This is a genomic window from Nocardia sp. NPDC127579, from assembly GCF_042672005.1.
GTDB lineage: Bacteria > Actinomycetota > Actinomycetes > Mycobacteriales > Mycobacteriaceae > Nocardia.
In genome coordinates, this window is the sequence record NZ_JBHXVZ010000001.1 from 1 (window position 1) to 21,415 (window position 21,415).

Genomic DNA, 21,415 nt, shown 5'->3' on the forward strand with positions numbered 1-21,415 from the left:
TCATCGACACACTATTGAGTTCTCAAAGAACACACGCACACACATCCGCCACTCGATCTCTCGGGGTTTCAGTGAGGCAACTTGAATAGCTTAGCCCAACCAGTCATCCGGATCCAAATCCGAGGTCTTGGTCGAACTAGTGTGATCGTCAGGCGCTCCTCGTCCGACCTCGTGTCCCTCGCTCGGCGTGTCCGCCTCAGCACCGGGTTGGTGTCCGTGTCGCTCTGACTGGATAAAAGTTACGTGGCGCGATGATCAATGTCAAATCGCCTGGTCAACAGGCTAATTCGCGGCTCCGACCCGTTCCACCTGTCCGCCGAGCGCCTGCAACTTCTCCACGAAGTTCGGGTAGCCGCGGTCGATGTGGAAGACATCGTGCACCTCGGTGACACCGTCGGCGCACAGCCCCGCGAGCACCAGACCGGCACCGGCGCGAATATCCGACGACCAGACCGGCGCGCTGGACAACCGCGGAATACCGCGCACCACAGCGTGATGCCCGTCGGTCCGCGCGTCGGCACCCAGCCGAATCATCTCCTCTACGAAACGGAAGCGCGCCTCGAAGATGTTCTCGGTGATCATCGAGGTGCCGTCGGCGATCGCCGCCAAACCGATGGCCATGGGCTGCAGGTCGGTCGGGAAACCCGGGAACGGCAGCGTGGAGAAGTTGACCGCACGCGGCCGCTCCTGCTGAACGACCCGAAAACCGTCCACCTCGAACCAGATTCGCGCGCCGGCCGAGCGCAGCTTGTCCAGCACCAGGGACAGATGCTTCGGGTTCACGCCGGTGACCTTCACATCGCCCATCGTCATGGACGCGGCGATACCCCAGGTCGCGGCGACGATACGGTCGCCGATAACCCGATGGTCGGTCGGCTTCAACGTCTTCACGCCCTGAATGGTGAGCACCGACGTGCCCGCGCCGCTGATCCGCGCGCCCATGCGCACCAGCATGTTGCAGAGGTCGACGATGTCGGGTTCGCGTGCCGCGTTGTCGATCACGGTCTCCCCCTCGGCGAGCACGGCCGCCATGAGGATGTTCTCGGTCGCGCCGACCGACGGGAAGTCGAGCCGAATGGGCGCGCCCTGCAACTGGTCGGCCTGGGCCACGACGCAGCCGTGCTCGATCTCACTGGTCGCCCCGAGCAGGCGCAGACCGGTCTGGTGCATGTCGAGTGGGCGGGAGCCGATGGCGTCACCGCCGGGCAGCGCGACCACGGCGCGCTTGCACCGAGCCATGAGCGGGCCGAGCACGCAGACCGAGGCGCGGAATTGGGTGACCGCCGGGAAGTCGGCGTGATATTTCGGCTCGGCCGGAGTGGTGATGGTGACGACCGAGCGATCGCCCGGCGTCTCATCGGTAATAGTGACCTCGCAACCGAGACCGCGCAGTACGTCCGCCATCAACGGCACATCGAGGATGTCCGGGCAGTTCGTGATGGTCGATGTGCCCTCCGCCAGGAGAGCGGCGGCCATCAGCTTGAGAACGCTGTTCTTCGCGCCGCCCACCGAGACCTCGCCGACGAGTCGATTGCCCCCGGTGACCAGAAACCGCTCGCTCACGCCATGACCTCGCTAGGTCCCGGCGTGCCCGGGAGCGCTGTGCCGATGCTTCCCTCGCTTCGCTCACTCACGGGGGCTAGCTTATCCACCCCCGCACCCGCATACGCGTGTGTACGCGAACCCGGTGCACGACTGAGCGGTTTGCGTGGAATGCGCTCGCTCGAACGCCGGTCGCCGCGATGCTCGCGCGTATCCGCTCGTTCTGCGGTGGGCGTTCGTTTCGACTACGCTACTTGCCAGTCAGTTCGCCCATTGTCGACAGACCAACCCGCGGCGCGTCGCGCCCACCCTGGTGTCGGCTGGGCTCGAAAACCCTACCGTCACCACAGGATCGAGGATTTCTCCGTTGATCACCGGCATACCGGGCCCCGCTGTACCGCCCGGCGCTCTCCCCCGCACCGCCTGCTGACCCGCCATGGACATCCCCGCACTCCAAGCGAGCTGGCGCGACGTCGAGAAGGTCGGCGACGAAGCGGTCTTGTACTTCTACTCACATCTGTTCATGGCCCACCCCGATGTCCGCGCCATGTTCCCGGTATCGATGTCGGCGCAACGCGGCAAATTCTTCGCCGCGCTCGGGCGCATCGTCAGCAATGTCGACAAGATCGGCGCCGACCCCAGCTTCGTGCAGCAGCTCGGCCGCGACCACCGCAAATTCGAGGTCGTCGCCGATCACTATCCGGCCGCGGGCGCCTCGCTGCTCGCGACCCTCCAGTACTTCCTCGGCGCCGCGTGGACCGACACCTTGGCCGCGGACTGGGCCGAGGCCTACGGCATCGTCGCCAAACTGATGGTCATCGCGGCCGAGGACGACGAGGCAACCTCCCCCGCCTGGTGGGAAGCCGAGGTCATCGGCACCGATCGCCGCAGCATCGATGTCGCGGTGCTGCGAATTCGCCCGACCGAGCCGTACCCGTATGTGGCCGGTCAGTCGATGGCCGTGGAAATCCCGCAGCGGCCGAAACTCTGGCGCTACTACACCCCCGCGAACGCGCCGCGCGAAGACGGCACCATCGACCTCAACGTCCAGATCGTCGCGGGTGGGCAGGTCAGCGCGGCGCTGGCCCGCGAGACCCGGCCCGGCGACACCATCCGGCTCGGCGCGCCGCTCGGCACGGCGCTCACCCTGACCGAGGAGTTGCGCGGCGATGTGCTGATGATCGCCGGCGGCACCGGCCTGGCCCCGATGAGCGCGGTGATCGAACAGCTCGACGCGGACTGGCGCGCCACCGGCCGCACCACCAATGTGCATCTCTTCCACGGTGTTCGGACCCAGTGGAATCTCTACGAGCACCACTTCCTCACGGAGATGGCCGATACCCGGCCGTGGTTCCGCTACACCCCCGTCGTCTCCGAGGATCCGACCTATCCCGGCGCGAAGGGCATGGTCGGTGCCGTCGCCGCCCAGACCCACCACTGGCAGGGCTACAACGCGCTGGTGTGCGGCTCCACTCCGATGGTCGAGCACGTCACCGCCGAGTTGACCGCGGTGGGGATGCCGCGCTCGGCCCTCCGATTCGAACAGTTCGACTTGGTCGCGGAGCCGGAACCCGCAGCGGCCGATGCCCTGGCAGTGCCCAGTGCCGATAGACCCGAGGTGACCACATGGCGCTGAAGCCACGCGAAATCGAGAAGGCGAAGTTCAAGAGGTCCGCGCTCGGCAGGCGGGGATACGACGAGAACCAGGTCGAGGAGTTCCTGGAGCGGGTCGCCCGCGAGGTCTCGCGGCTCAATGCCACCAACAAACGTCTTACCCAGCAGCTGGAACTCAGCGGCGACAAATCGCTGCTGTCGGACAACGACTACCTCGCCTCCCGGGTCGCCGATCTGGAACGGCAGCTCGCGATGTACAAGTCCTCGGCGGCGCCGACGGACACCTTCACCGTGGAACAACTGCGTGCCGATCTCGCGGCGGTGCGCCGGGAAAACCATCAGCTGCGCGAAGAAGCCCAGCACGACCTGCTCGGGGTGAACATCCGCGCGGTGAACATGCTCAGCCAGGCGCAGCTGTCGGCGGAGTCGACCGTGGCCGAGGCCGAGATCTACGCGCGCGAACTCGTCGCGGCGGCCCGCCAGCAGTACGCCGACATCCTGCGCCAGGCGCAGGAGTCCGCGGCCCAGGCCGCCGACGGGATCGCCTCGCTGACCAGCGTGCCGAAGGACGTACCCGAACCCGCGCCCGCGGAGATCGAGTACATCCGCACCTACGCGCAGATCGCGCAGAAGCAGATGCACACGATCGTCGAGGCGCTGTTCAGCGAGATCGACAAGCTCGGGGGGCCCGAGGCCGGGCAGCAGAAGGCGACCGCTCGGCCGGTGCAGGCCGAGATCGCGAAGCCGGCCGAGATCGTGGACAAGCCGACCCCGTCGGTCTCGTACTGGAGCCAGGCCCAGCTGACCAGCGGCGAGGACTTCGGCCACTGATCGGCGCTGAGAATCCAAATCTATTGCGCTACAGTGCAATTGGATTCGTGGTCAAGATTCGAACGATCACGACAATTGAGAAGGGGAAGCCTGCAATGGCGGATTCCATTTATGACCGGATCGGTGGGGGCGAAGCAGTCGCCGCCGTCGTCGACGATTTCTACGTCCGGGTGCTCGCCGACGACGAGCTGGCCGGATTCTTCACCGGCGTGAACATGTCCCGGCTCAAGGGCATGCAGGCCGAATTCTTCTGCGCCGCCCTCGGCGGACCCGACGCCTACACCGGCGCTCCGATGCGGGACGTGCACCAGGGTCGCGGCATCGAACAGCGGCACTTCGACCTGGTCGCCGGGCATCTGATCGCGGCGCTCAGCGGGGCCGGGGTGCCGGATGACACCGTCGAGCAGATCATCGCCGCCATCGCGCCGCTGTCCAGCGACATCGTCAGCGCCGGCGTCCGCGGCTGAAGTTCACCGGACAACGAAAGGCCCCTTGATCCGAGCGGATCAAGGGGCCTTCGACGTTTCTACTTCCCCCCACCGGGCTGCCAGAGCACATCCCCGCCCGGATTGGTGACCCGGCTCAGAATGAACAACAGATCCGACAGGCGATTCAGATAGCGCGCGGGCAGCGGATTGGTGTCGTCGGGATGAGCGTCCAGCGCGGCCCACGCCGAACGTTCGGCCCGCCGGGCGACCGTCCGTGCGGTGTGCAACAGCGCGGCCAGCGGCGTACCACCGGGCAGAATGAACGAATTCAACGGCGCCAGTTCGGCATTGAACTCATCACACCAGCCCTCCAGGCGATCGATATAGTCCTGGGTGATGCGCAGCGGCGGATACTTGGGCGCGGCCACCACCGGCGTGGACAGATCCGCGCCCGCGTCGAACAGGTCGTTCTGCACCTGCCGCAGCACGCTCAGCACGGCGGGCTCGGGATCGCCCAGCGCGACAGCCACACCGATCGCGGCATTCGTCTCATCGCAATCGGCATAGGCGGCGAGCCGGGGATCGTTCTTGGAGACCCGGGAGAAATCGCTGAGACCGGTGGTCCCGTCATCGCCGGTGCGCGTATAGATCCGCGTCAGGTGCACGTTCACGGCATCCAGCGTAGTAGCCGGATCAGTGTCCGCCCAGACGGCGGGTGCGGTCCGACGGCCGCGATTCCACCCAGGACAGGAACGCGGCACGCGCACCGCGATCGAGCGCGATCTCGTAGCCGCCATGATTGTCCGAGACGCCGGTGACGATGATTTCGTCGGTCATGATGTCGTATTCGTCCCCGACCGGACCGCGACGCTCCCCGATATCGATACCCTGCCGGCGGATCACCGAATCCGGGCCCAACTTCAGGCTGGTGAGCTTGTAGAAGACGAGGCGATCCTCGTCGTAGCGGATCAGGCCGTGCCGCCAGCCCTGACCACCGCTCGCGGGCAGCACCCGCAGCAGTGCGGCGGTGCCGCCGCGACGCAGCATGATCAGGCGATAGGTGGATATCAAGGCCAGCACGACCAGCAGCACTACCAGGGTGATCAGAACAACCATCCCGGTCTGCAATGCAGTTCGTCCTTTCGCCCGGTGACCACGAGCGGCCGCCGTTACCCATCCGTTGCGATATTCAAACACGAGTCTACAAACGGCCGACCAGTGGGTTACCCTGACCGGCCTGAAAAGCATTGTCGGCGGCGAAGATAACCTTCGCCGCCGACAAGCCTATGGAATTGTGGATCCGGTGCTCAGTGCCCGGCGAGCGCTTCGACCGCGCGCACCTGGGCTTGGGCCACCGTCCGATCCTCCTCGGAGGCCTCGGCATCGGCGAGCACCTTGCGGGCCGCGTCCACATCGACCTCACCGGCAAACTCCGCCGACTCGGCCAGCACGCGCACCGTGTTGGCCGTGACGGAGAAGAACCCGCCGTGCACCGCCGCGACGATCCGCTCACCCTCGACCGGGACGATGGTCACGGTGCCGCCCTCGACCAGCTGGCCGAGCAGCGGCTCGTGGCCCGGCATGATGCCGATCTGGCCCTCGGTGGTCTGCGCGCTGACGAACGAAGCCTGGCCGGACCAGAGCTTGCGCTCGACAGCGACGAGATCAACTGTCATCTCCGCCATGGTGGACTACTTCCCGGCGATCTTCTTCGCGGCCGCCTCGACGTCGTCGAGACCACCGCAGGAGTTGAACGCCTGCTCCGGGAAGTGATCGAACTCGCCCTTGCAGACCCGATCGAAGTCGTCGATGGTCTGCTCCAACGGCACGACCGAACCCGGCTGACCGGTGAACTTCTCGGCCACGATGAAGTTCTGACCCAGGAACTTCTCCAGGCGACGGGCGCGGCCGACGAGGACCTTGTCCTCCTCGGAAAGCTCGTCCATACCGAGGATGGCGATGATGTCCTGCAGTTCCTTGTACTTCTGCAGGATCCGCTTGACCTCGTTGGCCACCGCGAAGTGCCGGTCGCCGACGATCGAAGCCTCGAGGATACGAGAGGTCGAGGTCAGCGGGTCGACAGCCGGGTAGATGCCCTTCTGCGAGATCGGGCGGGAAAGCTCGGTCGTCGCGTCCAGGTGGGCGAAGGTGGTCGCCGGCGCCGGGTCGGTGTAGTCGTCGGCGGGGACGTAGATCGCCTGCAGCGAGGTGATCGAACGGCCACGGGTCGAGGTGATGCGCTCCTGGAGCTCACCCATCTCGTCCGCCAGCGTCGGCTGGTAACCCACGGCCGAAGGCATACGACCCAGCAGGGTCGAGACCTCGGAACCGGCCTGGGTGAAACGGAAGATGTTGTCGATGAACAGCAGCACGTCCTGGTGCTGCACGTCGCGGAAGTACTCGGCCATGGTCAGGGCCGAGAGGGCGACGCGCATACGCGTGCCCGGCGGCTCGTCCATCTGACCGAAGACCAGGGCGGTGTCCGGGAGGACGCCCATCTCTTCCATTTCCAGGCGCAGGTCGGTGCCCTCACGGGTGCGCTCACCGACACCGGCGAACACCGAGGTGCCGGAGAACTCACGCGCGATACGGGTGATCATCTCCTGGATCAGCACGGTCTTGCCGACACCGGCACCACCGAACAGACCGATCTTGCCGCCCTTCACGTACGGGGTCAGCAGGTCGAGCACCTTGACGCCGGTCTCGAGGATCTCGGTCTTGCCCTCGAGCTGGTCGAAGCTCGGCGGCTTGCGGTGGATGCCCCAGTTCTCGCCGTCGCGGCCCAGGCCCGGGGTGTCCAGGCAGTCGCCGAGGGCGTTGAACACGTGGCCCTTGACGATGTCACCGACCGGCACCGAGATCGGCTTACCGGTGTCGGTGACGGTGGCGCCACGGACCAGGCCGTCGGTCGGCTGCATCGAGATGGTGCGCACGATGTTGTCGCCGAGGTGCTGGGCGACCTCGAGGGTCAGGGTCTTGGCCACCGACTTCAGGGCGATGTCGGCGTGCAGAGCGTTGAACAGCTCGGGGATGGCGCCACGCGGGAACTCGACGTCCACGACGGGGCCGATGACACGGACGACGCGACCGGCGGTTGCGCCCGCCTTGCTCGCGTTGTCCTGAGTGACAGCTGCGGTCATTAGATTGGTTCTCTTCCTGCGCTTCTAGTCGCGGTCCGAGCTAGACGCCAGCGCGTTGACGCCGCCGACGATTTCGCTGATTTCCTGCGTGATCTGGGCCTGACGCACCGAGTTCGCCTCGCGCTGAAGCACGCTGGCGAGCTCGTTGGCGTTATCGGTGGCCGCCTTCATTGCGGTGCGCCGAGCCGCGGACTCGGATGCCGCTGCCTCGAGCAACGACGCGTAGATACGCGTATTGACGTACTTCGGCAGCAGGGCCGCCAGCAGCACATCGGCGTCGGGCTCGAATTCGTACTGCGCCTGCGGCTCGGCCGTGGCCGAATCGCTGAACGAGTCCTCGCCCATGTCGAAGTTCTCGTCGACGAAGCTGACCTGGATCGGCGCCAGGCGGCGCACCTCCGGGGTCTGCGTCAGCATGGACACGAACCGCGTGTAGACGACATGCAGTTCGTCCACACCCGCGATCTCACCCTCACCGTTCGGCGCGGCGACCGTGGCCTCCGAGCCCGCCATGAACGCCTCGACCAGGTGGTTGCAGGCGGCCGAGGCATCGGTGTAGTTCGGCTGCTGGGAGAACCCGGTCCACGACGCCATCGGACGGCGGTTGCGGAAGGTGTAGTACGTGAGGCCCTTGTTGCCCATCACGTACAGCACCGGTTCCTTGCCCTCGTTACGCAGGGTGGTCATCAGCTCTTCGGCGCGCCGGAACACGTTCGAGTTGTAGCCACCGCACATGCCGCGGTCACTGCTGATCACCAGAACCGCTGCCCGGCGCGGGTTGTCCCGCTCGGTCAGCAGCGGATGGGCCAGGTTCTTCGACGCGCTCGCCAGCTCGGCCAGCGCCTTGGTGATCTCCTCGGCGTACGGCTTGGCGGCCGCCACCCGGGCCTGAGCCTTGGTGATTCGCGAGGTCGCGATCAGCTCCTGGGCCTTGGTGATCTTCTTGGTCGAATTCACACTGCGAATGCGGGAGCGCAATTCACGCAAGCTTGCCATTGGTCACCCTCCCTTCATTCGCCAGTTCCGAATAGCGCATCAGCTCGTCCGGCTTACTTCTCGACGTGCTTGCGGGTGACCGACAGCTGCTCGACCTCTTCGTGGTCCAGCTCACCGGCCGCCGCCTCGTTCACCACACGGCTGCCGTCGGAGGCGAGGAAGCCCTGCTTGAACTTGTCGGTGGCCGAGGTGATCGCATCGGCGTTCTCGCTGTCGAGCGGCTTGGCGCCACCCTGCAGCGAGTCGATCGCGCCCTGCACGTTGCGGTGCAGGTCCTCGAGCAGCTCGCGGTTGAAGCGGCGGATGTCGCCGACCGGAACCGAGTCGTAGTAGCCCTTGTCCACCAGGAAGATCGAGACGACCTGGTCCTCGACCGAAACCGGCGAGTACTGGTCCTGCTTGAGCAGCTCGACCCAGCGGGCGCCACGCTCGAGCTGCGCCTTCGAGGCGGCATCCAGGTCGGAGGCGAAGGCGGAGAACGCCTCCAGCTCACGGAACTGGGCCAGCTCCAGACGCAGCGAACCGGCGACCTTCTTCATGGCCTTGGTCTGGGCGGCGCCACCGACACGGGAGACCGAGGTACCGACGTTGATCGCCGGGCGGACACCCTTGTTGAACAGGTCGGACTCGAGGAAGACCTGGCCGTCGGTGATGGAGATGACGTTGGTCGGGATGAACGCCGAGACGTCACCGGCCTTGGTCTCGATGATCGGCAGACCGGTCATCGAGCCGGCGCCCATCTCGTCGGACAGCTTGGCGCAACGCTCGAGCAGACGCGAGTGCAGGTAGAAGACGTCACCCGGGTACGCCTCGCGGCCCGGCGGGCGACGCAGCAGCAGCGAGATGGCGCGGTAGGCCTCGGCCTGCTTGGTCAGGTCGTCGAACACGATCAGGACGTGCTTGCCCTGGTACATCCAGTGCTGGCCGATGGCCGAGCCGGTGTAGGGGGCCAGCCACTTGAAGCCGGCGGAGTCGGAGGCCGGGGCCGCGACGATGGTGGTGTACTCCATCGCGCCGTGCTCCTCCAGCGCGGCCTTGACACCCGCGATGGTGGAACCCTTCTGGCCGATCGCGACGTAGATGCAGCGCATCTGCTTCGACGGATCGCCGGAGTCCCAGTTCGCCTTCTGGTTCAGGATGGCGTCGATGCAGACCGCGGTCTTGCCGGTCTTGCGGTCGCCGATGACCAGCTGACGCTGGCCGCGGCCGATGGCGGTCAGGGCGTCGATGGCGGTGATGCCGGTGGCCATCGGCTCCTCGACCGGCTGGCGCTCCAGCACGGTCGCGGCCTGCAGCTCCAGCACGCGACGCTCCTCGGCTTCGATGTCGCCGAGGCCGTCGATCGGCTGACCGAGCGGGTTGACCACGCGGCCGAGGAACTTGTCGCCGACCGGAACCGAGAGCACGTCACCGGTGCGCTTGACTTCCTGGCCCTCTTCGATCTCGGCGAACTCGCCGAGGATGACCGCACCGATCTCACGGTCCTCGAGGTTCAGCGCCACGCCGAGCACGCCGCCCGGGAACTCGAGCAGCTCGTTGGCCATCGCCGAGGGCAGGCCGGAGACGTGCGCGATGCCGTCGCTGGTGTCGGTGACCACACCGATTTCTTCGATGGAGGTCTCGGGGGTGTAGCTCTGGGTGTAGCTCTCGATCGCGCTACGGATCTCGTCGGAGGAGATCGTCAGCTCCGCCATGTTCTTCCTGCTCTCGCTGTGTGGGTCTCGAATGTCGGGTGGTGGGGCGCCGCTGGGCTAGGCCAGCTCGCGGCGCAGCCGCTCCAGTCGGCCGATGGCGCTGCCGTCGATCACGTCGTCGCCGACGCGGACGACCAGCCCGCTCAGCAGACTCGGTTCGACCTCGACGTGCACCGCGACCGCTTTGCCGTAGATGCGCTGCAGGGATCCGGCCAGCCGGTCCCGCTGCTCCTGGGTCAGGTCGATCGCGGACTGCACATGCGCGACAACCTGTTCGCGCCGGGCGGCCGCCAAGTCGGACAACGCGTCGAACGCGTCACCGATGCTGGTCTTCTGCCGGGCGACGGCCTGTTCGGCGAGGGCGACCGTGATGTCGGAGGCCTTGCCGTTCAGCAGCCGGGCGATCAGGTCGCGCTTGGCCTGGGCCGGCTTGGCGCGATCCGACAGTGCCTGCTCCAGTTCGGGGCTGTCGTCGATGATCCGGCCGAGCCGGAACAGCTCGTCCTCCACCGTGCCGAGCTTGCCGCTGTCGGCGGCCGACGCCAGCAGCGCCTCCTGACCGAGCAGCACCAGGGTGTCGACCAGGTCGGCGGTGCGGGACCAGTCCTGGGCCACGGCGGTGGTCAGTACTGCCTGTGTGGCAGGACTGACCTTGCCGCCGAAGACCCGCTCGCTCAGCTCGGCGCGCGCCGAACCAGGCACCGACACGTCCGCGAGCGCAACACGCAGCGAACGCTGTTCGTCCAGCACGGCGACAACGGCGAACAGCTCGGAGCCCGTTGTGGCGGCAACGCTGTCGCTTCCGGTCAGGGCCGCCCGAAGCGCTTCCCGGGACCGGGCGCTTGCCTCGCGGCTCGCTGCGTACATGCTTCTCACTTTCGCGTCGTTACCTTCCGACCCCGATGCCGGCATTCGACTGATCGAGTTCGGTCAGGAACCGTTCGATCGAGGCCGCCTGCTTGGCTTCGTCCGAAACCGACTGCCCGATAACCTTCTCGGCCAGGTCGACGGCCGTACGGCCGACTTCGGAACGCAGCTCGTTCTGGATCTGCTGGCGCTGGGCTTCCAGCTGGCTGTGGCCGGCGGCCACGATGCGATCGCTCTCGGCCTGGGCCTCCGAGCGCATCTGCGCCAGGATGTCCTGCCCCTGGGTGCGGGCTTCCTCACGGATGCGCGCCGCCTCCAGGCGAGCGTCGGCCAGCTGCTGCTTGTACTGCTCGAGCGTCTGCTGGGCCTCTTCCTGCGCGACCTCGGCGCGGGCGATGCCGCCCTCGATCTTCTCGGCACGCTCGTCCAGCACCTTCATCAGGCGGGGGACGACGTACTTGTAGAAGACGATGCCGATGACGAGCAGGCAGACTGCCGACCAAAAGATGTCATACAGCTCGGGAATGAGGGGGTTGCGTTCCTCCCCCGCAGCTTCCGCGAGCACAGTCATGCCGGTCATGGCAATCAGAAGATGAAGCCGGCGACGAGACCGATCAGGGCCAGCGCCTCGGTGAACGCGATACCGAGGAACATGTTGGTCCGGATCGTGCCCTGGAGCTCGGGCTGACGGGCGATGCCCTCGATGGCCTTACCGACCACGATGCCGACGCCGATGCCGGGGCCGATGGCAGCCAGGCCGTAGCCGATGGCGCCGTAGCCCTTGATCTTCTCGCCGGTGGTGGCGGCTTCCTGGGCCAGGTACGCGAGGCTCATGAGTCTTCCATTCCCTTTCTGTTGCACACCGCCGGTCGGCGGTGAGCAGGTATCCAGTCGTTAGTTGTCGGTCAGTGAGAATCTGCGTGCTGCGCGAGCCCGATGTAGACGGCGGTCAGCAGGGCGAACACATACGCCTGCAGGAAGACCACCAGCAGTTCGAACAGCGTGAATCCGAGGCCGGCCAGCAGCGAGAACGGCGAGAAGATCTTCATCCACGCCGCGGCGTCGAAGAGGAAGAACTGCGTCGCGCTGAAGAACAGGACCAGCATGATGTGGCCCGCCAGCATGTTCGCCATGAGTCGGACGGTCAGGGTGAACGGCCGGAGCACGAAGGTCGAGATGAACTCGATCGGGATCAGCAGCACATGCAGCGCGGGCGGAACATTCGGAACCACGATGCTGCTGCGCATGTACTTCAGGAAGCCGTACTTCTTGATACCCACGTAGTTGAACGTCAGGTAGGCGAGTACGGCCAGTACCAGCGGCATGCCGATGCGGGCGTTCGACGAGATGTTCAGACCCGGAATGACGCCGGAGAAGTTCAGAAAGAGAACCGTGAAGAAGATCGTCGCGATCAGCGGGAAGAACTTGCGACCGGATTCCTTACCGAGGACCTCGTCGCAAATCTGCTCCTTCACGAAGAGCAAGCCGTATTCGGCGACGTTCTGGAGGCCGCGCGGAACGATCCTCGGGCTGCGGAATGCCAGCAGCATGAAGCCCAGTAGCAGTGCGGTCATCAAGATGCGTACGAGCATCAAGCGATCGAGTTCGAAGAACGTTCCCTCGAACAGCACAGCTTCAGGGAAGAAGTCATCTAGCGAAGGCGCGTGGAACTCGCCCGCCGCCAAAGTGGTGACGCTCAGCGTTCTCTCCCGTGTTCGGGCCGCGGGTACGGTCATATCCCGCGGTTCGATCGGACATTGACGATCAATTTGGGTCGACTAGGTCGGCTCGAAGTTCGTCAGCAGCTGAGCGGCAAACCCGCCGTGGCGTCTGTACGTGTGTCGGCGACATCGTCGACATGCAGAACCGAAGCCCTCGGGCCCGGTACGGCAGTAAGCATAGCGGCACTTGGCGGGATCATGCTGACCCCCCCTGCCTTGGGTGCTTGCTTACCAACACTTTACCAAGTTATCTACGACGCTGTGTAGGGGGGTGAGAGTTTTTCCTACTCCCCAGTATCGGAGTCGCCCGCCGGAGTGGTCACGTACGGAACCTTTTGGCGCAGAACACCGTACGTCTCGGCCCCAAGAACAATGAGCAGCGCGCCCACCACGGTGAGGAACAAAGCCATCCGGTTGTAGAAGTCGAACTGCTGCAGCACGGCCACCACCAGCAGCACCACGAGCAGCTTCCCGACCCAGCTGACCAGGATGATCAGGCCCGCGGTGCTCGGCGGCAGCTTGGCGCCGAACAGCACCACCGCCGCCGTGGTCAGGATGAATCCGCCGCCGATCGCGGCCCCGATCAGCGCACCCCACAGGCCGGGCAGACCGGCCGTCGCGGTACCGATCGCGACGGCCAGCACGACCAGGACGGCCAACCCGATGAGGCCGTAACGCAGCGCCGACTTCAGCGGAGCGTCGGGACCGGGGATGGGATTCGGTGTGAAAGTCACGATCGAAACTTTACCCGGGCGGCAGCTGGTCGGCGGCGGCCCCGCTGCGGTGCAGCACCGGAACAGCGGTCACAACCAAAGCGAACAGCAATCCGGCAGCCATCACCAGAACGACCACAGTGCGGTCCATCAGCGAACTGCCGACCGCGCCGAAGGCGAGCACGCCGACCCACAAATAGATAAGCAGCACCACGCGCCGGTGCGAATGTCCGATCTGCAACAAACGGTGATGCAGGTGCATTTTGTCCGGAGTCGAAAAACTCACTCCCGCGCGCACCCGGCGCACGATCGCGAGGACCAGATCCAGCACCGGAATGAACATCACCGCACCGACCAGGAGCAGCGGCGAAAGCAGACCGACGATGTCGCGTGTACCGAAACCGGTCATCGGAATACGTCCGGAAGCACTGGTCGACACCGCGGCCAGCACCAAGCCGATCAACATAGAGCCGGAGTCACCCATGAAAATTCGAGCCGGCGAGAAATTGTGCGGCAGAAATCCGAGGCACGCACCCGCCATGGCAGCGGCCAGCATCGCCGGCGGGTAGGTGTTGACCGAGCCGTCCTGCTCGTTCATCAACCCGACAGCAAACACGAAAACAGCACTGGCGCAAATCAATCCGAGTCCTGCGGCCAGGCCGTCGAGGCCGTCGACGAAGTTCATCGCATTCACCAGTGTCACCGTCACGCCGACGGTGACCAGACCGCCTTGCAGCGCGTCCAGCACCACTGTCGTATTGGTGAATACGTTGTAAATAGTGAACCAACTCAGGCCCATTACCGCCATCACGCCCGCAGCGGTCACCTGACCGGCGAACTTGGTCAGCGCGTCCAGGCCCCAGCGATCGTCCACGATACCGACGACCACGATGAGCGTCGCCGCCACCAGCACCGCCGGAATATCGGGCGCATAGTCGAATCCGCGACGCAGTGCGGGTAATTGGTGCGCGAAGAGCACGGCCGCGACCAGGCCGATATACATGCCGACACCGCCCATGCGCGGGATCGGCTTGACGTGCACGTCACGGTCCCGGGGCACCGCCACCGCACCGAATGCGATGGCGAGCGTCCGGACACCACCGGTGGCCAGAAAGGTGACCGTCGCCGAGACGAGCAGCACGAGCAACAGCTCGCGCAGCGGCACAACAGAGTTCATCCGATCACCGGGCAGCGGGACTGGTGAGTTCGTCCGGCTTCATCCCGAGGACCTCGGCGATTTCGGCCACCGGCACCGCACCCTCGCGCAGGATCCGGGGCTGATCGGCGGTCAGGTCGATGATCGTGGAGGCGACAGCGTGCTCGGCTGGGCCACCGTCGAGGTACACCCCGACCAGCGAACCGAGCTGCTCGCGCGCCTCGGCGGCGGTTTTTGCCGGGGCCTGCCCGGAGACATTGGCGCTGGACACCGCGAGCGGGCCCACCTCGCGCAGCAATTCCAGCGCGACCGGGTGCAGCGGCATCCGCAGCATGACCGTGCCGCGGGTGTCACCCAGATCCCACGCCAGCGAAGGCGCTTGCTGCACAACAAGACTCAGTCCACCCGGCCAGAAGGCACGGATCAGCTCGCGGGCCTGCGGGCGCACCGAGAACACCAGGCCGTCGATGGTGTGCCAGGAGCCGACCAGCACCGGGACCGGCATGTCCCGCCCGCGCCGCTTGGCCGCGAGCAGTGAATTCACCGCGGTCGAGTCGAAGGCGTCGGCGGCCAGGCCGTACAGCGTGTCGGTAGGCAGGACCACCAGTCGTCCGGACTTCAGAGCGCTCGTCGCTGCGGACAGTCCGGCGGCGCGCGAGTCGGGATCCGCGCAGTCGTAGACGGTACTCACGGCGCCCATCCTGTCACAGGGCGATTTTCACGAATCTGTCGCGCCGGGTGTCTCGCCCGCCACACCGCTCACCGTGCACAGATCTCACATCGCCGAGCACGCGACAGGCCAGCTCGCTCGGCACAGCAGGACTGGCCACACCGGTGGCGTTGACAGCGTCGTGCTCGATCGTCACGCCGAGGCGGGGCGGCCAGGTGCGAACTTCGGGGGGCAGCGCGCGGATGCCACCCAGGCGATCATCCCGGCCTGCGGTTCAGACGCGGGTGGCGGTGACGAAGCGCGGTTTCTCGGCGAGGTCGAGGTGCTCGGTGACGGCGGTGAAAGCCGCGGATGCCGTCAGCAGGGCGGCGGTGGCGTCGCCGTTGGTGTCGTCGTGCTCGATTCCCACACCGCCGGCCGGACGGAGCAAACGGGAGATGACGGGAAGCATCGGGCGGATGACATCCAGGCCGTCCGGTCCCGCGAACAGGGCGCGGTGCGGATCATGGTCTGCCACTTCGGGGTCCAACGACGCACCCTCCGGTATGTACGGCGGGTTGGCGACAACCAAGTCGACGCGGCCGCTGAACTCGGCGAGCAGGCCCGGATCGGTGACATCCGCGGCGTGCACGGTGATCGGTGTGTCCCCCTCGGCGGCACGCGCTTCGGCATTGCGACGAGTCCAGACCAGCGCCTCCGGATCGAGCTCGACAGCATGGACTTCGGCATCCGGCCGAGCGTTGGCCAGCGCCAACGCCAACGCCCCCGACCCCGCACACAGATCGATAACGACCGGCCGATGATCGTGCGGCAAGGTCTCCAGGTACCCCAGCCCCCACGCGAACAGCAGCTCGGTCTCCGGCCGCGGCACAAAAACCCCTGGACCGACTGCAAGATCGATCGCGCCCATAGCCGCCACCCCGGTCAGATGCTGTAGCGGAATGTGCCCAGCGCGCCGCTCGACAAGAGCCCGATACGCGGCAAGCTGCTCGGGTTCGAGCAACGGCGCCAGCACCAACCGCGTCCGCTCCACCCCGAGCAGATGCGCCGCAAGCTGTTCAGCATCGGCCCGCGGACTATGCACCCCCGCTTCCCGCAGCACCTCCGCAGCCTGACTGATGGCCGGAAGCAAGGGCACCCGCGACGCACTCATACCGACACCTCGATAGCCAGCGCGACCGCTGGTAACTCAGCATCGCCGCGCGCCGCCTGCACACCCGTCACCCGCAGCACCTCCGCAGCCGCTCTGATCGCTGGAAGCAACGGCATCCGCGACGCACCCATACCGAGTCCCCCGCAACCGGCAAGGTAGGCAGCTCAGCATCGCCTCGCACCGCCGCCACCCGCAGCATCTCCGCAGCTCCGTCGATCGCTGAACGCAAGTCCGGCCCCGGCGCGTTCATAACCTGTACCCCCTGGCCGACAAGGGCGCGCCCACCAGCCAGCCGCGCGCGGCCATAACCATCCATCCCGAACAGCCCGGCGTCACCACCCGTGCCGCACAACCCAACTCTCAGCGCGCCAGGCCCGCGTCCGCTGCTGCCCAACCGCAAGCCGACACTTCCCACCGTGCCCATCAACTCCTTCTTTTCGTACTCGCCCGACCCTGTTCGAGCCTCACCCGAACGTCTTGGTCACCACAGGTCGCCCGCCCCACCTCAGGACGAACGCCGAGCGCAGCGAGGCAAGTCCCGATTACTCCGTCATGCGGGCTTCGCGGTCCGCTTTACCCAGCGCATCCAGCAGCGCGTCCATATCCCCGTCGAGTACCGCGTCCAGGTTATGCGCCTTGAAGCCGATGCGGTGGTCGGCGATCCGGTTCTCCGGGAAGTTGTAGGTGCGGATCCGCTCGGAGCGGTCGACCGTGCGGATCTGGCTGGCCCGGCCCGCCGCGGCTTCCTGCTCGGCCTGTTCTTCGGCCAGCGCCTGCAATCGCGCGGCCAGCACCTGCATGGCGCGGGCCTTGTTCTGCAACTGGGAGCGCTCGTTCTGGCAGGTGACGACGATGCCGGAGGGCAGGTGGGTGATCCGCACGGCGGAGTCGGTGGTGTTGACGCCCTGGCCGCCCTTGCCGGAGGAGCGGTAGACGTCGATGCGCAGATCGGTTTCGTCGATCTGCACCGCTTCGACCTCGTCGGGTTCCGGGTAGATGAGCACGCCCGCAGCCGAGGTATGGATGCGACCCTGTGATTCGGTCACCGGCACACGCTGCACCCGGTGCACGCCACCCTCGAATTTGAACCGCGACCAGACGCCGTCGCGGGCGGCGTCCTTACTTTTGATCGAGAGCGTGGCTTCCTTGTATCCGCCCAGGTCAGAGATGGTGGCATCGAGCACCTCCACCTTCCAGCCGTGCCGTTCGGCGTAGCGGATGTACATGCGGGCCAGATCGGAGGCGAACAGCGCGGATTCCTCGCCGCCCTCACCGGACTTGACCTCGAGCACCACGTCGTCGCCGTCGTGCGGATCGCGCGGGGCGAGCAGGTCGGCCAGCGCCGCCTCCAGCTCCTCGGTCCGGCGCATCAGTTCGGGAATCTCGGCCGCGAACGCCGGATCGTCGGCCGCGAGCTCCTGGGCGACTTCGAGATCCTCGTGCGCGGTCTTCAGTTTGTTGTAGGTGGACATCACCGGAGCCAGCTCGGCGAATCGCTTTCCGACCCGGCGCGCGGCACCCGCGTCGTTGTGCAGCGACGGATCGGCCAACTGCGTCTCCAGGCCGTGGTATTCGGCCAGAATGTCGTCGATCGCGGACGGCTGCGTCATAGTGCTTCCTTCTCATTTTGCGGCGCCTGCGGCACCGCGTGTTCGCGGCCCCTGGTGTCTCGCATCCGAGCAGCCGAGACTCGCGCTGACGCGCATACGCTTCGGCTACTCGGATGCGAGACGGCCGCGAACGGGTCGGTCGTAAGACTCCCTCCGAACGGGCCGATTCATGCCTATCGGGTGTTCACCTGCCGGAAATGCACCGACGCCCGGTCTGCGGAGCAGAACCGGGCGTCGACGGGGAAGCTAGGAGGCGTCGGCCTTCTTGCCCGCACGCTTGCCGTAGCGAGCCTCGAAGCGGGCCACGCGGCCGCCGGTGTCGAGGATCTTCTGCTTGCCGGTGTAGAACGGGTGGCACTGCGAGCAGACCTCGACGGTGATGTGTCCGGACTCCTTGGTGGAGCGAGTCTGGAAGGTGTTACCGCAACCGCAGACGACGGTGGTGTCGACGTAGGTCGGGTGGATTCCTGCCTTCATGGGTGTCCTTTCGAGATTGGCCGCCGGGTCGCCCGCACAGGAGCGTGAACCGGAGCCGACTAGGCGGGATTGTCTGCCGATGGGCAGACGCACAGCGATTCAGTATGCCAGAACCGCCGTTATGCTGCCAAAACGCCCCCCATCCCCAATTTGTTCCCACCGGCACACCAGCACATTCGCGCCCGCCCCAGCCCCGCCCGGAGGGAGTCTCGCCCCAGCCCCGCCCGGAGGGAGTCTTACGACCGACCGTTTGCGGCCGTCTCGCATCCGAGCGGTCGAAGCGATGCGCGCAGCGCGAGTCTCGACCGCTCGGATGCGAGACACACGGGGCCGCAAACCCGCGGCGCCCGCGCCGCCATGTCACCGCCCCAGAAAGTGCGGGCACGCATTCCGAGCCCTCGTGCGGGAGCCTAAGACGGGTAGTTCGCTACTCAAGAATGCGAACACGTCTGTTCATAGAGTTTGGGGACCTGGAAGACAAGCACACCGGCGTGCCCTATGACAGAGGAGGGGAATTGACATGAGCAGCCGATTTGCCGCGGCGATCATGCTCGCGCTGACTCTCGCTGTCGTGGTGGGCTGGTTCGCGGTGCCCGATACCGATGCCACCTCCGCGACAGCGCAGACGGTCGCCTACGACGCGGCGGCAACGGGCGGGGCGGCGTTTCCGACGGCCGTCATCCTGACATTCCTGATTTCCGGTTCCGCTCTGATCGGACTGTTCTTCTTCGCACCGAAAACACCGAAAGGGCCCCGCTTACGCGAGACCCTTTCGGTGACAGCAGAGTTCGTCCTACTCGTCGATCGCGCCACCCGGCGCTGTCTTGCTGACCGACATCAGGAACTCCAGGTTGTTCTTGGACTTCTTCAGACGGTCGATCAGCAGATCGATCGCCTGATGCGAATCCAGACCGGACAGCACGCGGCGCAGCTTGTGCAGCACGGCCGCCTCATCCGGGCTCAGCAGTAGTTCATCCTTGCGGGTACCGGACGGATTGACATCCACCGCCGGGAACACACGCCGCTCCGCGATCTTGCGGTCCAGCTTGAGCTCGGCATTACCGGTGCCCTTGAACTCCTCGAAGATCACCGTGTCACCGGTGGAACCGGTCTCCACCATGGCGGTGGCGATGATCGTGAGCGAGCCGCCGTTCTCGATATTGCGCGCCGCGCCCAGGAAACGCTTGGGCGGGTACAGCGCGGTCGAGTCGACACCACCGGAGAGGATACGACCCGAGGCCGGCGAGGAGTTGTTGTACGCGCGGCCCAATCGGGTGATCGAGTCGAGCAGCACCACAACGTCCTTGCCCATCTCCACCAGGCGCTTGGCGCGCTCGATGGCGAGCTCGGCGACCGAGGTGTGGTCTGACGGCGGCCGGTCGAAGGTGGAGGCGATGACCTCACCCTTCACCGAACGCTGCATGTCGGTGACCTCTTCGGGACGCTCGTCGACCAGCACCACCATGAGGTAGACCTCGGGGTTGTTGATCGCGATCGCGTTGGCGATGTCCTGCATGATCGTCGTCTTACCGGCCTTCGGCGGCGAGACGATCAGGGCGCGCTGGCCCTTACCGATCGGCATGATCAGGTCGATCACGCGGGTGGTCAGCTTGTTCTGCTGAGTCTCCAGGCGCAGTCGCTGGTTCGGGTACAGCGGGGTGAGCTTGCTGAACTCGGGACGCCGCTTGGCCGCATCGACCTCACCGCCGTTGACCGTGTCCAGCCGCACCAGCGGATCGAATTTCTGGCGCTGGTTGCTCTGCTCGCCGTCGCGCGGGGCGCGCACCGCGCCGGTGATCGCGTCACCGCGGCGCAGGCCGTTCTTGCGGACCAGGTTCATCGACACGTAGACATCGTTGGGCCCGGCCAGATAGCCCGAGGTGCGGACGAACGCGTAGTTGTCCAGCACGTCGAGGATGCCCGCGACGGGCTGCAGCACGTCGTCCTCGCGGATCTCAAGCTCGCGCGCCTCACCACCACCGCCGACGCCGCCTTCGCGGTCACGCCCGCGGCGCCGCTCGCGGAAACGACGACCCCGGCGACCGCGGCCGCCTTCCTCGTCGTCGCCGCCTCGGTTGTCGCCCCCGCGGTTGTCGCCCCCGCGGTTGTCGCCACCACGGTTCTCGCCGCCACGGTTCTCGTTGCCGCGGTTGCCGCTTCCGTTCTGGTTGCGATCGCCCTGCTGGTTACGCTCACGGCGACGCTCACCCGGCTCGGCATCCTGCTTCGGCTCGTCACCACGCGCCTCGGCGTTGTCGCCGCCGGATCGCGCCTGGTCACGGCCGCGCCGCTGCCGACCGCGGCCCCGCTGGCCGGATTCGCGACCGGCATCGTCGGCGGAATCACCCGCCGGGGCATCCGCTGCGTCGGACTTGGCCGGCTGCTCGGCCTTGGCCGGTGCGGCTTCGGGAGCGGCGGCTTCGGGAGCGGACGCCTTGGCGGCCTTGGCCGGAGCGGCCTCGGCGGCAGACGTCACGTCGGCGGTCGCCTGCTCGGCCTTCGCGTCACCGCGCGGGGCCTTGTCGGCCTTCTCGGCTTTGGCGGGCGCGGGCTTTCCGGCTTGATTTTCCTTGATGGCGGCGATCAAATCGCCCTTGCGCATGCCGGAGGTCCCTCGGATTCCGAGCTCCCCCGCAAGCTGGCGCAACTGCGGCAACAACATTCCAGTCAGCCCCGATCGTGCGACGTCGGTGTGTTCGCTCATCTTCGAAATCTGTCCGGATTCACTATCGCGGCCCGAGTTGCTTGGGTTGGATTCCACCCCGGGTGTCGCGAGCAGGTCCGTATCTGTCACGGAAATCCT

21 protein-coding genes are annotated in these 21,415 nt (G+C 66.3%); 3 read left to right on the forward strand and 18 right to left on the reverse strand.

What is annotated here, in order from left to right; genetic code table 11:
• Positions 1-282: 282 nt before the first annotated feature.
• Complete coding sequence (gene murA, locus ACFVMC_RS00005) at positions 283-1,563, reverse strand: UDP-N-acetylglucosamine 1-carboxyvinyltransferase (protein WP_379205556.1); 1,281 nt, start codon at positions 1,561-1,563, stop codon at positions 283-285.
• 415 nt (positions 1,564-1,978) lie between these two features.
• Here murA and ACFVMC_RS00010 point away from each other — a divergent pair, with 415 nt between their 5' ends.
• The 3 genes from ACFVMC_RS00010 (at position 1,979) to ACFVMC_RS00020 (ending at position 4,454) form a co-directional block, all read left to right on the forward strand.
• Positions 1,979-3,178: an FAD-binding oxidoreductase gene (locus ACFVMC_RS00010; RefSeq protein WP_379205557.1), complete on the forward strand. Its 1,200-nt coding sequence runs from the start codon at positions 1,979-1,981 to the stop codon at positions 3,176-3,178.
• Entirely contained in the window at positions 3,169-3,987 is an 819-nt protein-coding gene (locus tag ACFVMC_RS00015) for a DivIVA domain-containing protein (RefSeq protein WP_379205558.1), read from the forward strand. Before ACFVMC_RS00010 ends, ACFVMC_RS00015 begins: the two co-directional genes overlap by 10 nt.
• Positions 3,988-4,082: 95 nt before the next feature.
• Positions 4,083-4,454 carry a group 1 truncated hemoglobin gene (locus ACFVMC_RS00020; protein WP_379205559.1) on the forward strand — a complete coding sequence of 124 codons (372 nt, stop codon included), beginning with the start codon at positions 4,083-4,085 and terminating at the stop codon, positions 4,452-4,454.
• Positions 4,455-4,513: 59 nt separating this feature from the next.
• Here the strand turns inward: ACFVMC_RS00020 and ACFVMC_RS00025 are convergent, their stop codons facing one another.
• From ACFVMC_RS00025 to rho, 17 genes are all read right to left on the reverse strand, one after another.
• Positions 4,514-5,086 (reverse strand): cob(I)yrinic acid a,c-diamide adenosyltransferase, encoded by a 573-nt coding sequence (locus tag ACFVMC_RS00025; protein WP_379205560.1) that lies wholly within the window; start codon positions 5,084-5,086, stop codon positions 4,514-4,516.
• A gap of 22 nt (positions 5,087-5,108) precedes the next feature.
• The gene (locus tag ACFVMC_RS00030; protein ID WP_379205561.1) at positions 5,109-5,531 is read right to left on the reverse strand and encodes a DUF2550 domain-containing protein; all 423 of its coding nucleotides are present in this window, start codon (positions 5,529-5,531) and stop codon (positions 5,109-5,111) included.
• Positions 5,532-5,722: 191 nt separating this feature from the next.
• Entirely contained in the window at positions 5,723-6,100 is a 378-nt protein-coding gene (locus ACFVMC_RS00035; RefSeq protein ID WP_379205562.1) for a F0F1 ATP synthase subunit epsilon, read from the reverse strand.
• A gap of 6 nt (positions 6,101-6,106) precedes the next feature.
• Positions 6,107-7,555 (reverse strand): F0F1 ATP synthase subunit beta, encoded by a 1,449-nt coding sequence (gene atpD / locus ACFVMC_RS00040; RefSeq protein ID WP_379205563.1) that lies wholly within the window; start codon positions 7,553-7,555, stop codon positions 6,107-6,109.
• Between the two features lie 24 nt (positions 7,556-7,579).
• On the reverse strand, positions 7,580-8,551 hold the full coding sequence (locus ACFVMC_RS00045) for a F0F1 ATP synthase subunit gamma (RefSeq protein WP_379205564.1): 972 nt from the start codon (positions 8,549-8,551) through the stop codon (positions 7,580-7,582).
• A gap of 53 nt (positions 8,552-8,604) precedes the next feature.
• Positions 8,605-10,245, reverse strand: a complete 1,641-nt coding sequence (gene atpA, locus ACFVMC_RS00050; protein WP_379205565.1) for a F0F1 ATP synthase subunit alpha — start codon at positions 10,243-10,245, stop codon at positions 8,605-8,607.
• Positions 10,246-10,302: 57 nt separating this feature from the next.
• Positions 10,303-11,112, reverse strand: a complete 810-nt coding sequence (locus tag ACFVMC_RS00055; RefSeq protein ID WP_379205566.1) for a F0F1 ATP synthase subunit delta — start codon at positions 11,110-11,112, stop codon at positions 10,303-10,305.
• A 19-nt stretch (positions 11,113-11,131) separates the two neighbouring features.
• Positions 11,132-11,692 carry a F0F1 ATP synthase subunit B gene (locus ACFVMC_RS00060; protein WP_379205567.1) on the reverse strand — a complete coding sequence of 187 codons (561 nt, stop codon included), beginning with the start codon at positions 11,690-11,692 and terminating at the stop codon, positions 11,132-11,134.
• Positions 11,693-11,697: 5 nt separating this feature from the next.
• Positions 11,698-11,946 carry an ATP synthase F0 subunit C gene (locus tag ACFVMC_RS00065; protein WP_379205568.1) on the reverse strand — a complete coding sequence of 83 codons (249 nt, stop codon included), beginning with the start codon at positions 11,944-11,946 and terminating at the stop codon, positions 11,698-11,700.
• A gap of 71 nt (positions 11,947-12,017) precedes the next feature.
• A complete protein-coding gene (atpB, locus tag ACFVMC_RS00070) occupies positions 12,018-12,848 on the reverse strand; it encodes a F0F1 ATP synthase subunit A (RefSeq protein WP_379205569.1) in 831 nt (276 codons plus the stop codon).
• 269 nt (positions 12,849-13,117) lie between these two features.
• Positions 13,118-13,567 carry a hypothetical protein gene (locus ACFVMC_RS00075; protein WP_379205570.1) on the reverse strand — a complete coding sequence of 150 codons (450 nt, stop codon included), beginning with the start codon at positions 13,565-13,567 and terminating at the stop codon, positions 13,118-13,120.
• 10 nt (positions 13,568-13,577) lie between these two features.
• Positions 13,578-14,723: an MraY family glycosyltransferase gene (locus ACFVMC_RS00080; RefSeq protein ID WP_379205571.1), complete on the reverse strand. Its 1,146-nt coding sequence runs from the start codon at positions 14,721-14,723 to the stop codon at positions 13,578-13,580.
• Between the two features lie 4 nt (positions 14,724-14,727).
• Complete coding sequence (locus ACFVMC_RS00085) at positions 14,728-15,393, reverse strand: L-threonylcarbamoyladenylate synthase (RefSeq protein WP_379205572.1); 666 nt, start codon at positions 15,391-15,393, stop codon at positions 14,728-14,730.
• 253 nt (positions 15,394-15,646) lie between these two features.
• On the reverse strand, positions 15,647-16,525 hold the full coding sequence (prmC, locus tag ACFVMC_RS00090) for a peptide chain release factor N(5)-glutamine methyltransferase (RefSeq protein ID WP_379205573.1): 879 nt from the start codon (positions 16,523-16,525) through the stop codon (positions 15,647-15,649).
• A gap of 542 nt (positions 16,526-17,067) precedes the next feature.
• Positions 17,068-18,135: a peptide chain release factor 1 gene (gene prfA, locus ACFVMC_RS00095; protein ID WP_379205574.1), complete on the reverse strand. Its 1,068-nt coding sequence runs from the start codon at positions 18,133-18,135 to the stop codon at positions 17,068-17,070.
• Between the two features lie 246 nt (positions 18,136-18,381).
• A complete protein-coding gene (gene rpmE, locus ACFVMC_RS00100; RefSeq protein ID WP_379205575.1) occupies positions 18,382-18,612 on the reverse strand; it encodes a 50S ribosomal protein L31 in 231 nt (76 codons plus the stop codon).
• 793 nt (positions 18,613-19,405) lie between these two features.
• Positions 19,406-21,316 (reverse strand): transcription termination factor Rho, encoded by a 1,911-nt coding sequence (rho, locus tag ACFVMC_RS00105; protein WP_379205576.1) that lies wholly within the window; start codon positions 21,314-21,316, stop codon positions 19,406-19,408.
• Positions 21,317-21,415 lie beyond the last annotated feature (99 nt).

What these genes read in the sequence shown, in the direction of transcription:
- ACFVMC_RS00010 (WP_379205557.1), top strand. Translation starts at nt 1,979, where the DNA reads ATGGACATCCCCGCACTCCAAGCGAGCTGGCGCGACGTCGAGAAGGTC.
- ACFVMC_RS00015 (WP_379205558.1), top strand. Translation starts at nt 3,169, where the DNA reads ATGGCGCTGAAGCCACGCGAAATCGAGAAGGCGAAGTTCAAGAGGTCC.
- ACFVMC_RS00020 (WP_379205559.1), top strand. Translation starts at nt 4,083, where the DNA reads ATGGCGGATTCCATTTATGACCGGATCGGTGGGGGCGAAGCAGTCGCC.
- ACFVMC_RS00030 (WP_379205561.1), bottom strand. Translation starts at nt 5,531, where the DNA reads ATGGTTGTTCTGATCACCCTGGTAGTGCTGCTGGTCGTGCTGGCCTTG.
- ACFVMC_RS00035 (WP_379205562.1), bottom strand. Translation starts at nt 6,100, where the DNA reads ATGGCGGAGATGACAGTTGATCTCGTCGCTGTCGAGCGCAAGCTCTGG.
- atpD (WP_379205563.1), bottom strand. Translation starts at nt 7,555, where the DNA reads ATGACCGCAGCTGTCACTCAGGACAACGCGAGCAAGGCGGGCGCAACC.
- ACFVMC_RS00045 (WP_379205564.1), bottom strand. Translation starts at nt 8,551, where the DNA reads ATGGCAAGCTTGCGTGAATTGCGCTCCCGCATTCGCAGTGTGAATTCG.
- atpA (WP_379205565.1), bottom strand. Translation starts at nt 10,245, where the DNA reads ATGGCGGAGCTGACGATCTCCTCCGACGAGATCCGTAGCGCGATCGAG.
- ACFVMC_RS00055 (WP_379205566.1), bottom strand. Translation starts at nt 11,112, where the DNA reads ATGTACGCAGCGAGCCGCGAGGCAAGCGCCCGGTCCCGGGAAGCGCTT.
- ACFVMC_RS00060 (WP_379205567.1), bottom strand. Translation starts at nt 11,692, where the DNA reads ATGACCGGCATGACTGTGCTCGCGGAAGCTGCGGGGGAGGAACGCAAC.
- ACFVMC_RS00065 (WP_379205568.1), bottom strand. Translation starts at nt 11,946, where the DNA reads ATGAGCCTCGCGTACCTGGCCCAGGAAGCCGCCACCACCGGCGAGAAG.
- atpB (WP_379205569.1), bottom strand. Translation starts at nt 12,848, where the DNA reads ATGACCGTACCCGCGGCCCGAACACGGGAGAGAACGCTGAGCGTCACC.
- ACFVMC_RS00080 (WP_379205571.1), bottom strand. Translation starts at nt 14,723, where the DNA reads ATGAACTCTGTTGTGCCGCTGCGCGAGCTGTTGCTCGTGCTGCTCGTC.
- prmC (WP_379205573.1), bottom strand. Translation starts at nt 16,525, where the DNA reads ATGAGTGCGTCGCGGGTGCCCTTGCTTCCGGCCATCAGTCAGGCTGCG.
- prfA (WP_379205574.1), bottom strand. Translation starts at nt 18,135, where the DNA reads ATGACGCAGCCGTCCGCGATCGACGACATTCTGGCCGAATACCACGGC.
- rpmE (WP_379205575.1), bottom strand. Translation starts at nt 18,612, where the DNA reads ATGAAGGCAGGAATCCACCCGACCTACGTCGACACCACCGTCGTCTGC.
- rho (WP_379205576.1), bottom strand. Translation starts at nt 21,316, where the DNA reads ATGAGCGAACACACCGACGTCGCACGATCGGGGCTGACTGGAATGTTG.